The following is a 12,445-nucleotide window of genomic DNA, read 5'->3' as shown; positions in this document are numbered from 1 at the left end:
ACGCCGTGAGGGGCTGGTGGCCTATCGGCGCGACTGTGCACGTACAACGTGGCTCCGACCAGGCGTGGCCTAGCTGACGCGCCCACCGCGGTTGACGCCGGCCGCCCGCCCCTGACCCTTCGGATGGGGATCGATCGGCCTGGCTGCAGCGCAACCATCAAGACGGCCGCCTGACGGTGTCGTCGTCGTACGGCTAGACCTGGGCGACACCCGCACTAGCCACCACCTCGTTGAGCAGTCCGTCCAGGACGCCTGCCATGCGTGGCCGCTCGTGCGCGGCCAGGTACACGGCCAGCCCGAGCACGCCGATCAGACTGTCCCCGGGCGCCATCCCGATCGATGCGTTGCAACGACGACAGAGGAGCCCGCGAACTGCATGGTCGGTCGACCGGTGATCGTGGTCCGTCGCCAGACGCGTCCATCGAGACGTGTCGTCATCACGAGCGTCACAGGACGGGTTGGCGCAAATCCCACCCTGCCTCTCCAGGAGCGCCTCTCGCTCAGTCGCGGTCAGGACGTAACTCGATTTTGCCAGTCGGTTCAAGGCCCGCTCCTGCACGCCCGGGTAGAGGCTGAGGCACATCCGGGCGTACCGCTCCCCCGTTCCCCGTCGGTAGGAGATGAGCACTGGGGTGTTGTCGCCACACAGCGCACAGGTCGCCGTCTCCTCACCCAGATCGACGTTGGTCAGGAAATGCTTTGGCTTACCCATGGGGGTCGTCAGACCGCGGTACTCGTGGTGCACGTAGTGGCCGTGGCAGTACCCCTTTGTCACGCGCGGACGGGTGCAGCCTTCCGCCTTACAGACGGCGTCGAGCACTGGCTTGGGGTACTCGTCATCCAGGACGCCCTGTCGTCGAGCAAGCGCATAGTGCCGCCCGCACAGCCTCCGACTCTTGTAGCAGACGTCCCGCTCGCAGGTTGACTCTCGCCACTGACATCGTTCAGTCACGCATTCATTGCTACCGCACGACCGGTCGATTTCGCAAGCTAGCACTTTAGTCCACAAACGATATCCAGACCGCTCCCAGAAGCGACCCGGGGTTGTTAACTCAAGCGGCATTTGTTAGAGGTACTCCCCCGCCAGGAATGGCTAGGGAAACTGGGGTGGGCGGGGCAAGGGAACGGGCGCCACGGTTTCAAGCCCTACCGTCAAACTTCGATGCAACTAGTTCCGCAACGACCGTCGCCGACTTCAGGACCCCGAGTGGTATCAGCGGTTGGGGCGTCGACCCTCACCGACTCGGGTTAACACATGAGCAATCGTCGTTCGAACGATCATCCTCCGTTTCTGAATCAGTGATGGCGTGGTCGACGCTCCGCGCCACCCTCCCTCGGCTTACGTCGAGAAGTCGGCGCAAGCCGCATCGCGAGCATTGGGGACCGACAGTGCTCGAAACCCAGCCCAGGGAAGGCGGATCCCCGCCGGACACAGGCTGGCCAGCACCCTTCGCAGAAACCCCAGCCGGCTAGGCAAGCACGCAGACGCGTCCGCTCCAGTCAAGGTCGTACGTCCTCGCTTCGCTCCGGGCGCTCCACCTTGACCTCCACGGCCTCTTGCACCCGCTGACTTCTTCTTGCCGGGAGGGGGCGGGGGGTGGTTGTCCGCCAGGACTGCGGTGGTGCAGCTGCTGCGCGGGTCCGGCGGTGGGTCCGGCGGCCGGCGCAGGGGTCACCTGGCCGGCCGCCGCACGGTCACAGCAGCTCGAAGTCGACCTCGTTGTCGTAGGCGCTCTGCGCTTGGCGCAGCTTCTCCAGCGCCGCCAACGAGTCGTTGAGGAACTTGAGGGCGTAGGTGAGGTCCTCGTCGACGTTCGGCGGCTCGGGGTCCGTGAGGCTCTGCTGCATGAAGCTGAGGTGGTTGCCCAGCGTGTGCAGCTCGTCCTGCACGGCGTTCGTTGCCTGCCTGATGTTGGAACGCTCGGTCTCCACGGTGTCTCCCTGTCACGCTCGCCGCGGTGTGCGGCGGGTCGGGAGTCCCGGGGTGCGGGGTTGAGGGTGGGCGGTCCAGGCTCGGAGAAGCCGACCGGCGCAGCCGGCGCGCAGCGGCCTTGACCGGTCGGGCCCCCGACCCCGCATGCTGGGACGACCTGCCGCACCCCCAACCCAGCCACCACGGCGAAGCCACCGGCCGGAGGCCGGTCCGCGTGACCACGGCGGCGAAGCCACCGGCCGCCAGGCCGGTGCGGCAGGCACTCCCGGCGCGGGTCGATAGTGGGGTGGTGCCAGCACGCGAACCCGGCCCGCCGCCCCGCAGGCTGCCGGTGCCCGACCACCTCCTCGTCACCTCCAAGGACGACCTGGCGCTGGCGCTTGAGGAGGCCGATCGCCGGCTGGACCCTCCGGTCCCGGTGCGCGTCCGATGGGGCGGCGAGTGGCACACCCCGGCCCTGCTGCACGGCTGGCAGCAGAGCGATGAGCGCGGCGACGGGTGGCTGGGCTGCGTCGAGTACCACCGCGAGATCGCACCCCGCTTCGGGTTCGCGGTCGGCCGCTGGACGCCGGCCTGGAACATCGAACGCGCCGAGGACGACGGCGCCCCGTAAGGCGTGGGTCATCAGGCGGAGCGGGGTTCCCTACGGCGCCTGGGCCCGCTCGTTGGCGGAGGTGCTGGGGTCACGGTTCGTCGTAGCGGTACAGCCAGCCCCAGGTCTCGACGTCGCCCACACGACCCTCGATGCGCGGCAACCACAGGAGGAGACACAGCTCGGCCATGTCCACGGTCCAGCGCAGATGGTCCCTGGTCAGCACTCGTGTCTGTCGCTTCCCGTTACGGACGCTCCAGAGCTCGATCGCCTCATCGGTGGAGCCGTAGCTGACGCTGTGGGCAAGCAGGTTGCGGATGGCGAAGACGGCAGTCAGCGCGGCAGGGAGTGCTGGCACCGCGTCCTTGATCTGGGCCCGAGTCAGGGCGGCGTCTAGCTGTGCAATCCGATCTGCGATCGGCACGCGCCACAGGACGTCGTTGATGAGAGCAAGGACCTCATCCGGCCCCCGGCCGAGGTGCAGCGCCAGAACGAAGTTCAGCCGGTCGTCGAGCTGGGCGGCCAGTTCACCGAGCTGGATCCGTTCGGCGTCCCCGGCTGACCTCTTCATGCCGACGGACAGTAGGTGTCTGCTTGGCGTCCGGACTCGTCGCGCTCAGTCGGGGCGTCAGTGCAGCCGGCAGCACGACCTGGCGCACGAGTGGCAGAACGCCGTCCAAGGTCCTCGCGCTGGCCGGACTTCTCTTGAGCAGCGGCTCACCCGCTGCAACGGAGCAGTCCGCACGCGGCGAGGAGGCCTCGGGCCGCGGAGCAAGTGGTCAGACCGCGTCGGTCCTGGCCCAGCCGGATCGGAGGAGCCCGGCCATCGCGGTGGCCGAGGCACTGTCGGCCATGGCAGCGCCTTGCGCCCAGCTGACTGCGAGAGCCAACAGGAACAGTTCACGGCCGCGGACGTCACGACGGGCCAGCCCAGCGTCCTGGGCGCGGTGAAGGAACTCGTCGGTGACGGTGATGTACCCCTGACAGGTGGAGGCCAGCGGGGAGGCCTCCTCGTCGATGGCCGCACGCAGAGGTTCAGGGAGGCCGTCGAAGGCCCCGGCCCAGTCGATCAGCGCGTCGAGCCATTCATCGAGGGCGGCGCCGGCGTCGACCGCGCTGGAGGTGATCTCCGCGCGGCGCACTCCGATCTGCTCGTCGCGGGCGCCGAGGAGTGCGGCGAGCAGCGCGTCGCGGGAGGGGAAGTGCCGGTAGAGGGTTCCGGCACCCACCCCCGCCTGCTTGGCGATCGCGTCCAGTGACCCCGTGACCCCGCGCTCGGTGAAGTGCTGCCGGGCGACGTCGAGGATGTGCTGGCGGTTGCGCCGCGCGTCCGAGCGCGGCGCCCGGCCACCGGTGGTCGTCGTCAACTCCACGACTCCTTCCTATACGGGGACAGTCTCCGAGTAGAGTCCTGGAAGACCGGAGAGAGTCTCCTCTCCGCCACTGTCCCGCGGCACGGAGGAACGGCCATGGAGATCGGCATCATCGGAGCAGGCAACATCGGACGAATCCTCGCCGAACGCCTCGCCCGCGCCGGCCACGACGTGTCGATCGCGAACTCCCGGGCACCGGAGACGGTCGACGCCTCCGCGCTCAGCACCGGCGCCACCGCGGTCTGGGCTGCCGATGCCGCGCAGGACGCCGACGTCGTCATCGTCTCGGTCAACTTCGGCCAGATCGCGGGCATGGCCGAGCTGATCGCCAAGGCACCTGCCGACGCGGTGGTCATCGACACGTCCAACTACTTCCCCCACCGCGACGGCGTCATCGACGCCGTCGAGAACGGCCAGGTGGAGAGCGAATGGGTGCAGGAGCAGTACGGCCGCCCGATCGTGAAAGCCTGGAACAGCATCACCACCGCGTCCTTCCGGGACAAGGCGATGCCGACGGGGACGGCGGGCCGGATCGCGCTGCCCATCGTGGCCGACGACGACGCGCAACGAGCAGTGGGCATGCGCCTGGTCGAGGAGACCGGCTTCGATGCCTTCGACGCCGGCGTGATCGCCGACTCGTGGCGCCAGCAGCCCGGCACACCGGCGTACACGACCGACCTCACCACCGAGGAGCTGCCTGCGGCCCTCGACCGGGCTCAGCGGAACAGCTCCGCGCGGCGCCGCGACCTGATGATGGCGGTCTACCAGGAGCGGGTGCAGGCCGACGGCAAGGAGCCCGACCCTGACCGTCAGCTCGCCCTCACCCGCGCCATGTTCTGACCGGCCTCATGAACGGAGCACAGCAGATGAAGCGGTGGCAGGCGGCACTGTTCGGTGAGGTGGCCGACGTCCTGCGCCTCGAGGACGTCGAGCTGCCCGCACCTGGGCCGGGTGAGGCCCGGGTGCGCGTTCTCGCCGCGAGCCTCGCTCTCCCGGACCTGATGATGATCCGCGGCGACTACCCCTTCCTGCCCCGGCCGCCGGCCTCTCCCGGGCAGGAGGTGGTCGGCATCGTCGATGCCGTCGGGCCGGGCTTCCCGCACCCGGTGGGTGCGCGCATCGTCGGCAACAGCCGCGCCGACATCGGCATCGGCGGATTCGCCGAGTACACCCTCGTCCCCGGCTGGAGCGCGATGCCCGCGATCGAGGGGCTCACCGATGAGCAGGCCGCCGGGTTCCCCGGCTCCTTCCACGTCGCCCACATCGGCCTACACCACCGCGGCCGACTCCAGAGCGGGGAGACGCTGCTCGTACTGGGCGGCGCAGGTCGCACCGGGTCCGCCGCGATCCAGATCGGGAAGGCGCTGGGCGCCACCGTCATCGCGACCGCCCGCACCGAGGCCAAGGCCGACTTCTGCCGGCAGCAGGGCGCCGACCACGTCCTGGACCTCAGCGACCCCGCCTCCCGCGAAGAGATCGACCGGATCACCGCTGGCCGTGGTGTCGACGTCGTCTACGACACCGTCGGTGGAGCAGCAGCATCCGACGCGGTGCAGGTCCTCGCACCCGGTGCACGGTTCCTCATCGTCGGGTTCGCCAGCGGCAGACCCGCGTCCATCGACGCCCAGGACCTCCTGATGCGCGACTACGCCGCCATCGGCATCCTCTCCACCTTCCGCGACGAGACCGAGAAGGCCGCCACCGTCGCCACCCTGACGAAGATGCTCGCAGCGGAACAGGTCCACCCACCCGTCACCGCCGTGTATCCCTTCGACCACGTGCCCGAAGCACTCACCACCCGGGCCGAAGGTGGGATCGGACAGACCGTCATCACCCTCACGCGCAGCCTCGGCCACACCGTTAGATAAAGGACGTCCTCGGCCATCGCCGACCGCTCACAAACGCCCGTATGCGGTCCTACGAATTTCGGCCCACAACCTTGACCGGAACTAGGCGCCCAGCGCCCTACAGCGCCGGCTCGCCGAGGCCCGAGCCCGCGGTGCCCTGCAGACCCTCACCGAGGAGCAGTTGCAGCTCAGCGCCCGGGTGGTGTCCCTTGCCCCGAAGCGGAGCCCCATGTGAGCGCTGGCCTGGCTGCGGTTCGGCAAACCAGCCCTTCCACGTTGCCGAAAGTTGATGCGGTCCCAAGACTGGATGAGCCCTTAAGAGCTCGCGCTGATTCACCCAGCACGCACGGAGTGATGTCGACGCGGTGGGTGGGGTTGCCGTCGACGGTGGGGTCGACCGATGCGTCGGCAGCGGCGCGGTAGGGAAGGTCGGGCCACCACTGTCGTTGATCGGCGACGGCGGACGGTGAGGGTTCGGTGGGGACGCCGGGGACTGGGATCAGGTAGGGCTGCTGGCGGCATCTGGCTTCCTCACGGACCCGTTCCACCGGTTCGGTCCAGGTGTGGAGTGCCAAGGTGAGCAGTCCCCAGTGGACCGGGATGAGGAGTCTGCCGCCGACTAGCTCGTTGGCTTGTACAGCCAGCTCTGGTCCCCAGTGGTCGTCGGGGAACTCGGGGGTGTACTGGCCGGACTCGACCAGCGTGATGTCAAAAGGACCCAGACGTCGACCGATTTCAGCGAGGTCGGGGAAGTAGCCGGAGTCCCCGGAATACCAGACGCGGTGTTTGGGCCCGACCAGCGCCCACCCCGACCACAGCGTCTGGTTGCTGCGCAGCGGGTCGCGTCCGGAGGAGTGCCGGGCTGGGGTAGCAACCAGCTCGAGGTCCTTGATCGTGGTGGTCTGCCACCAGTCCAGCTCGCGAATCCGGTCGGGGGGTATGCCCCACCGCTCCAAGTGTGCGCCGATGCCTAGCGGCACCAGGAAGACGGTGGCGGTCCACTTGGACATCGCGGTGACGGTGGCCTGGTCGAGGTGGTCGAAGTGGTCGTGGGAGATGACCACTGCGTCGATGGGGGGCAGGTCGTCCAGCGCGGCGGGAGGAGCGTAGAAGGGTCGAGGCCCGATCAGGGTCGATGGGCCGGCGGCGGCGCCCCAGAACGGGTCGATCAGCACCCTTGCGCCGTCGATTTCCATCAACGTGGAGGAGTGCCCAAACCAGGTGACGCGCAGTCCCGAGCTCGGCGGGGTCGCCCATACGCCGGTGTCGGTCGGAGCGATGTCCAGCGGCGGATCTGGGGTGGTGAGGTCGGCGCCGTGGAGGAGAACTGCCAGACCCGTGGTGACGGGGGGATGCCAGAGCGGCTGGGGGTTGGTGAACTGGCCGTCGTGCCACTGGGGTGACTGCTCGATGCGGGCTTGACGTGGCCCAGACGGGGAGGCGCCGAAGGGCTTGGTGCGGATGAACACCAAGCCACTGGCCACCGCGGTCAGCAGCAGAGCGGCTGTGGCCAGGAGTGCGCGACGGACCCAGCGGCGCCGCGGGTGCCTTCGCCTGGTGCGACCCGGGCGGGTCAGTCGCCGGGGTGTTCTCACCGGGCCATGTCGGTGCCGCCGCTGACCACGATGGTCTGTCCGGTAACCCACCCGGCATCATCACCGAGCAGCCAGCGCACCGCCGACGTCACGTCGGCGGGGGCGCCGACCCGCCCGACCAGGGTCTGAGCAGCGACCTGGTCGACGAACGCGGCGCTGTCACCGAACCCGCCAGAGGTGAAGAACTCGGTGTCGGAGACGAATCCTGGGGCGATCGTGTTGGCTGTGATCCCCCGGGCGCCGGCACGCACGGCGAGCTCGCGGCCGTAGCCGGCCAGGGCGGCCTTGGCGGTGGCGTACGGGCCGCCGCGACCATCCAGACCAGAGGTCGACCCGATGAGCACGATGCGACCGAGCTGGTCGACCATGTGCGGCAGCAGCGCCTCGATCGGCAGCATGGCGCTGTAGAAATTCTTGCGCAGCGCCTGCTCCCACGCGTCCTCTGCATGCTCGAGGTCGCCGTTGTAGTCCTTGAAGTCGCCTTGCCCGCCGGCGTTCGCGACGAACCCGGTCACCGGCCGCCCGGCCAGCGCCTCGCGTACCTGGGCCGCGCCCTCACGGGTGCTGACATCGGCGGCCACCACGGTGCTCAATGCTGGGCTGATCGCGGCGGCGGTCTCCTGCAGCGGTTCCAGGCGGCGTCCGACGAGGACGGCGTGCCGGCCTCGTGCTGCCTGGTCCACCGCGATGTCTCGGCCCATTCCGCTGCCGGCGCCGGTGATGACGATGATCTCCGACGCTGCCTGCTGGTCCACGGTGCACTCCCATGCTCGATGAATCTGTTTGCACCGCTGGGGCCAGCGACCAGCGGTGTGGTGTCGCTAAGACACTACTTCGGGTGTGTAGACGGCGCCGTGTGACCTGGAGTCGGGTAATGGAGACCCGTTTCGATCGCTCATGAAGGCGGGGGCTGAGGCTCCTGCCGAGGGAACCGGCGGGCCTTGTCCACGAACTCCTCCAGCGCCTCGGCGAAGTGCTGGCGCCGCTCATCCGACCAGCCCTCCAGCAGCTGAACCATCATGGCGTCAGCCCCGTCGAAGAGCTTCTGCGCCTCGCGGACGCCCTCGGCTGTCAGCGAGACCCGGACACCGCGCCGGTCATGGCGGTCTGGGGTGCGGACGACGAGGCCGGCGGTTTCGAGAGCAGCCATGACCTTGCTGATGGTCGAGCGCGTGACCCCCAACATCTCGGCCAGCTCCGAGGGTCGGGTAGGCCCGTGCACGGCGATCCGGTAGATCAGCTTCCACGACGTGGGATCAAGCTCGCCGGCTTCCTGCCGGAACCACCGGACCTGGAACTCCATGGACGACCACAGCGCCACGAGGTCGGCCAGCGAGGTCAACGCCGACGACCGGTACCCGGGCATCGGGTCTGTCGTGTGAGCCACGGGAACTGGGGAGTCTGGGTCGGAGGTGGTCACGGTGCGAAGGTAGGCAAGGGGGGCTCACCCACTTGTGCGCAGCCGGATGGGCGACCATGAACCACCACGTGGGGAACCGACCGGTCAGTACTCAGCCGAGCGGAGCGGGGCATTGGCCGGATCGGCATGGTCGGGTAACGGCAGACTCTGGCGTGGGGCGGCCCAAGCGGAGCAGACAGCTGACTGCGACCACAACCGTAACGTGCCATCGGCGGATGAGCTTCCGCCGTCCAGCAGGCCCTTCATGGCGGGGAACGCCGAGTGCCAAGCGCCTGGTCGGTAGGCCTCTGGGTCGTGTGGGCCGAGGCCTGCGACCAGGACGGCGCGCACATCGCGATACGCGACGTGGTCCCCATAGTGTTCTTCATCAGAGGTCGGCGAGGGCGTGCTCTATCGGTACCTCGCCGCCGGCCTCCGGTCCCTGCAGTTGCACCGCTACCGAGACCGCGGCTGGCAGGACTAAGTCCCGCTCCTGGCGCGCATCGCGGTGTAGCGGCCGGGCCGTTAGATAAAGGACGTTCCCTCACGGTCTAACTGTCCGACCACGCGACGAGCTCGGGCGCACCCGCTCGAGTGGCAGCTCCATGGATGCGCCGGGCTGAGTCAATGGCGCTCGCGCGAAACCGGCGTAGCGAGCCTGACCCGCCCACCTCCTTCGGCGCCTCACCGGCTGAGGGGCGGCAGGTGTCGCCCTTCAGCCGGTGAGCTCCCGGCCGCTCGGATCAGGGCAGTCCGGGGTCGTCGAACACAACCTCCATCAACGGACTGCTCGCCAGCCACTCCCCCACCGAGAGGTCCGCCGCCCGATGCGGGCCGGGTCGTGCGGCTGGTTCATGTCCTCCGTGAACTCGGTGAAGGCGGCCAACCGGCGGGCCGGGTCGGTCACCGGCACCGCCCGGGCCGGCAGGTCCGCCCGCACCCCGTGCTTCAGGTGGAACGTGAACTCCGGCTGAGCCAGCAGGTTGGCGTACCAGTCGCGCCGGCCGGGCAGGCCGCTGAGGTAGACCGTGCCCTCGTGGCGGTAGAACCAGATCTCGATCCGCCGGGGACGACCGGTGCGGGCGCCGGTGGTGGTGATGTCGACCGTGCGTGCCCGGGCCGTGGAGGACCGGTCTATGGCCAGCGCGGCCCGGACGGCGTCGCCGGTGGTCAGACCGTCTTGTCCCACTCGGCGTCGATCCACTCCCGCACCTCCTGCTCCATGGCCGGCGGGTAGACGGTGCGGTAGCGGTCGGACTCCCCGGTGATGACCTTGACCATCTCCTCGACCATGGGCTGCGGGTCCTCCTGGCCGGGCGGGGTGAAGGGGCCCTCCCAGGTGGGCAGCACGGCGGTCGCGGGGTCGTACCAGTAGCTGGAGGCCTCCAGCGCGGTGTCGTTAAAGCCGGTCAGGTAGAAGCCGGGCTGGATGGCCGCGACCTTCACCCCGGTCGGCGCCAACTCGTCGCGGAGGGTGGCCGCGATGGCCTCGATCGCCCACTTGGAGGCGGTGTAGGCCCCACCGAACGGCGGGGACTGCAGGCCGGCGTCGGAGGAGTTCCAGACGATCTTGCCGCTGCCCCGGGCCACCATCGCCGGGATGAACCCCTTGGTCAGCTTCAGGGCGGCGAACACGTTGGTCTCGAACGACGCCCGCACCAGCGCCATGGGGATGTCGGTGAGCGTCCCGCTGTGGGCGACGCCGGCGTTGTTGAACAGGACGTCGATCTCGTACGTCCAGGCGTGCCGGACGTCGATCTCGTTGAGCAGGTCCAGCTTGATCGCCTCGATCGGCAGCCCCTCGGCCTCCGCCTGCTGGCGCAGGTCCCAGGCCTGCGGCCAGATCTGGGTGCCCGCGATGACCCGGTGCCCCTGCCGGGCCAGGGTCAGGGCGACGCCCCGGCCGAATCCACTGCCCGCTCCGGTGACCAGGACCGTCTTCTGCTCGTTCATGTCCGCTCCTAGATACCAACTGGTTGGTTACTTGCTAAACCTCGGTGACATGCGGACTCCCGTTCGTCAACCAACCGGTTGGTAGGCTGAAGTCATGCGCGATGCCGAGGCCACACGACGACGAGTGTTGGACGCCGCGACCGCCGAGTTCGCGGCGCGGGGCATCGCCGGCGCGCGGGTGGACCGGATCGCTGCGGCCGCTCAGTCGAACAAGGCGCAGATGTACGCCTACTTCGGCAGCAAGGAGGGCCTGTTCGACGCCGTCCTCGCCCTCCACCTGAGGCAGATCCTGGACGCGGCCCCGCTCACTGCAGACGACCTGCCCGGCTACGCCGTCCGCGTCTACGACGCCCATCTCGCCGACCCGGGGTTCGTCCGGCTGGCCGGCTGGGCCCGGCTGGAACGCACTGGCACCGGCGAGCTCTTCGAGGACGCCGAGGGGCATGCCGCCAAGACGGCGGCCATCGCCGACGCCCAGGAGCGCGGGCTGATCGACCCCTCCCTCACCCCGGAGGACGTGCTGCAGACGGTGATCGCCCTGGCAATGACCTGGTCGCCGATCAGCGCCACGGTCACCGCGAGCGGGGCGGAGCCCGCGGCCACCCACGAGCACCGGCGCCGCCTCCTGCGCCAGCTGGTCGCACGACTGGTCGCGGCACCGGACGTCAGCAGCTGACAGGCCCAGCTCACCGGCGCCCGCGGCCGGCCCACCGGACTAACGCGACGACCAGGAGCCCCGTCCTCGTGGCTGACAGGCGGAGGCGTGGGACACGACCGGGGGCCGGCGACCTGGACCAGGTCGCCGGCCCGTCAGGTACGGTCGGGGCGCGGGCAGACACCCGCTGCCGCGACCGTGGTGTGTCAGGAGGCGGTGAGACCGCCGTCGATCACGTGCTCCATGCCGCTGATGTAGGACGAGTCCTCGCAGGCCAGGAAGAGCACCAGACTGGAGACCTCGTCGGGCTCGGCCATCCGCCGGATCGGGACGGCCTCGGCGATGCCGCCACCGGTCTCGTCGGTCGCCGCCTCCATCATCGGGGTCTTGATGTAGCCGGGGTGCACCGAATTGACCCGGATCTGGTCGGGGCCGAAGGCGACCGCGACCTGCTTGGTCATGCCGCGCGAGGCGAACTTGCTGCCGACATAGCCCACGTTCGGCGCGCCGACGATCGAGACCATCCCCGCGGTCGAGCTGATGTTGACGATCGCGCCGCCGCCTGCCTTGCGCATGGAGGGGATGACCGTCTTCATGCCCCAGACCTGCGAGTGCTGGTTGACCGCGACGACCGCGAGGTACGCCTCGGGGTCGATCTCGACGATGTCGGCGATCGGGCCGAGGATGCCGGCGTTGTTGACCAGGACGTCCACCGGCCCCCACGTGTCCTCGACCCTCTGCACGAGCGCCTGCCACTCCTCCAGCGACGTGACGTCGTGCTTGACGAACAGGGCGTTCTCTCCCAGCTCGTCGGCCAGCGCCTGCCCGCCGGCCTCGTTGACGTCGGTGAGCGCGACCTTGGCGCCCTCCGCGATGAACCGGCGCACGTGCGCTGCGCCCATGCCCTGTGCTGCACCCGTGATGATGGCGACCTTGCCGTCGAGCTTGCCCATGACGCTGTCCGTTCCGTCGGAGGTCCCGACGCCGGATCTCGACAGCGCCGGGAGGTGTGGTGGTGTCCCACCGGGCGCCACGCTTTTGTGAAACCCAGTGTCACAATACGGCCGGACGAGCGCCCCCGCCACCGTCCGGGCCTCC

Annotated in this window: 14 protein-coding genes; 4 read left to right on the top strand and 10 right to left on the bottom strand. The window is 69.3% G+C overall.

The genetic code is table 11. The annotated features are described in order from the left end of the window. Positions 1 to 193 precede the first annotated feature (193 nt). Positions 194 to 820 (bottom strand): endonuclease domain-containing protein, encoded by a 627-nt coding sequence (locus tag ACGBYP_RS03320; RefSeq protein WP_411581835.1) that lies wholly within the window; start codon positions 818 to 820, stop codon positions 194 to 196. 875 nt (positions 821 to 1,695) lie between these two features. Further along, entirely contained in the window at positions 1,696 to 1,932 is a 237-nt protein-coding gene (locus ACGBYP_RS03315; protein WP_411581834.1) for a hypothetical protein, read from the bottom strand. Positions 1,933 to 2,222: 290 nt separating this feature from the next. Here ACGBYP_RS03315 and ACGBYP_RS03310 point away from each other — a divergent pair, with 290 nt between their 5' ends. Continuing rightward, positions 2,223 to 2,546 (top strand): hypothetical protein, encoded by a 324-nt coding sequence (locus ACGBYP_RS03310; RefSeq protein ID WP_411581833.1) that lies wholly within the window; start codon positions 2,223 to 2,225, stop codon positions 2,544 to 2,546. A gap of 70 nt (positions 2,547 to 2,616) precedes the next feature. Here ACGBYP_RS03310 and ACGBYP_RS03305 read toward each other — a convergent pair whose 3' ends face one another. After that, positions 2,617 to 3,096, bottom strand: a complete 480-nt coding sequence (locus ACGBYP_RS03305; RefSeq protein ID WP_411581832.1) for a hypothetical protein — start codon at positions 3,094 to 3,096, stop codon at positions 2,617 to 2,619. A gap of 208 nt (positions 3,097 to 3,304) precedes the next feature. Beyond that, a complete protein-coding gene (locus ACGBYP_RS03300; RefSeq protein WP_411581831.1) occupies positions 3,305 to 3,898 on the bottom strand; it encodes a TetR/AcrR family transcriptional regulator in 594 nt (197 codons plus the stop codon). Positions 3,899 to 3,994: 96 nt separating this feature from the next. On the opposite strand from ACGBYP_RS03300, the gene ACGBYP_RS03295 reads away from it, so the two are divergent. Further along, positions 3,995 to 4,738, top strand: a complete 744-nt coding sequence (locus tag ACGBYP_RS03295) for an NADPH-dependent F420 reductase (protein ID WP_411581830.1) — start codon at positions 3,995 to 3,997, stop codon at positions 4,736 to 4,738. 8 nt (positions 4,739 to 4,746) lie between these two features. Further along, positions 4,747 to 5,766 (top strand): NADPH:quinone oxidoreductase family protein, encoded by a 1,020-nt coding sequence (locus ACGBYP_RS03290; protein ID WP_411581829.1) that lies wholly within the window; start codon positions 4,747 to 4,749, stop codon positions 5,764 to 5,766. A 167-nt stretch (positions 5,767 to 5,933) separates the two neighbouring features. Here the strand turns inward: ACGBYP_RS03290 and ACGBYP_RS03285 are convergent, their stop codons facing one another. The 5 genes from ACGBYP_RS03285 to ACGBYP_RS03265 form a co-directional block, all read right to left on the bottom strand. Next, positions 5,934 to 7,214, bottom strand: coding sequence for an MBL fold metallo-hydrolase (locus ACGBYP_RS03285; RefSeq protein ID WP_411581828.1), 1,281 nt, complete (start codon positions 7,212 to 7,214; stop codon positions 5,934 to 5,936). A gap of 122 nt (positions 7,215 to 7,336) precedes the next feature. Next, complete coding sequence (locus tag ACGBYP_RS03280) at positions 7,337 to 8,095, bottom strand: SDR family NAD(P)-dependent oxidoreductase (protein ID WP_411581827.1); 759 nt, start codon at positions 8,093 to 8,095, stop codon at positions 7,337 to 7,339. Positions 8,096 to 8,235: 140 nt separating this feature from the next. After that, positions 8,236 to 8,760, bottom strand: coding sequence for a MarR family winged helix-turn-helix transcriptional regulator (locus ACGBYP_RS03275; protein WP_411581826.1), 525 nt, complete (start codon positions 8,758 to 8,760; stop codon positions 8,236 to 8,238). Between the two features lie 757 nt (positions 8,761 to 9,517). Continuing rightward, complete coding sequence (locus ACGBYP_RS03270) at positions 9,518 to 9,928, bottom strand: nitroreductase/quinone reductase family protein (protein ID WP_411581825.1); 411 nt, start codon at positions 9,926 to 9,928, stop codon at positions 9,518 to 9,520. Next, positions 9,910 to 10,692, bottom strand: a complete 783-nt coding sequence (locus ACGBYP_RS03265) for an SDR family oxidoreductase (RefSeq protein ID WP_411581824.1) — start codon at positions 10,690 to 10,692, stop codon at positions 9,910 to 9,912. Before ACGBYP_RS03265 ends, ACGBYP_RS03270 begins: the two co-directional genes overlap by 19 nt. 94 nt (positions 10,693 to 10,786) lie before the next feature. Here ACGBYP_RS03265 and ACGBYP_RS03260 point away from each other — a divergent pair, with 94 nt between their 5' ends. Next, on the top strand, positions 10,787 to 11,368 hold the full coding sequence (locus tag ACGBYP_RS03260) for a TetR family transcriptional regulator (RefSeq protein ID WP_411581823.1): 582 nt from the start codon (positions 10,787 to 10,789) through the stop codon (positions 11,366 to 11,368). A 185-nt stretch (positions 11,369 to 11,553) separates the two neighbouring features. Here the strand turns inward: ACGBYP_RS03260 and ACGBYP_RS03255 are convergent, their stop codons facing one another. Next, the gene (locus ACGBYP_RS03255) at positions 11,554 to 12,300 is read right to left on the bottom strand and encodes an SDR family NAD(P)-dependent oxidoreductase (protein ID WP_411581822.1); all 747 of its coding nucleotides are present in this window, start codon (positions 12,298 to 12,300) and stop codon (positions 11,554 to 11,556) included. Between the last annotated feature and the right edge of the window lie 145 nt (positions 12,301 to 12,445).

The organism is Modestobacter sp. SSW1-42 (assembly GCF_046635825.1).
In the GTDB taxonomy this organism is placed as follows: Bacteria; Actinomycetota; Actinomycetes; order Mycobacteriales; family Geodermatophilaceae; genus Modestobacter.
Note: the sequence above shows the minus strand (reverse complement) of the source record. Positions and strands in the feature narration are given on the sequence as shown.

Coding starts and splice junctions, on each gene's coding strand:
- ACGBYP_RS03305 (WP_411581832.1), bottom strand. CDS start 3,096: ATGAAGAGGTCAGCCGGGGACGCCGAACGGATCCAGCTCGGTGAACTG.
- ACGBYP_RS03295 (WP_411581830.1), top strand. CDS start 3,995: ATGGAGATCGGCATCATCGGAGCAGGCAACATCGGACGAATCCTCGCC.
- ACGBYP_RS03290 (WP_411581829.1), top strand. CDS start 4,747: ATGAACGGAGCACAGCAGATGAAGCGGTGGCAGGCGGCACTGTTCGGT.
- ACGBYP_RS03265 (WP_411581824.1), bottom strand. CDS start 10,692: ATGAACGAGCAGAAGACGGTCCTGGTCACCGGAGCGGGCAGTGGATTC.
- ACGBYP_RS03260 (WP_411581823.1), top strand. CDS start 10,787: ATGCGCGATGCCGAGGCCACACGACGACGAGTGTTGGACGCCGCGACC.
- ACGBYP_RS03255 (WP_411581822.1), bottom strand. CDS start 12,300: ATGGGCAAGCTCGACGGCAAGGTCGCCATCATCACGGGTGCAGCACAG.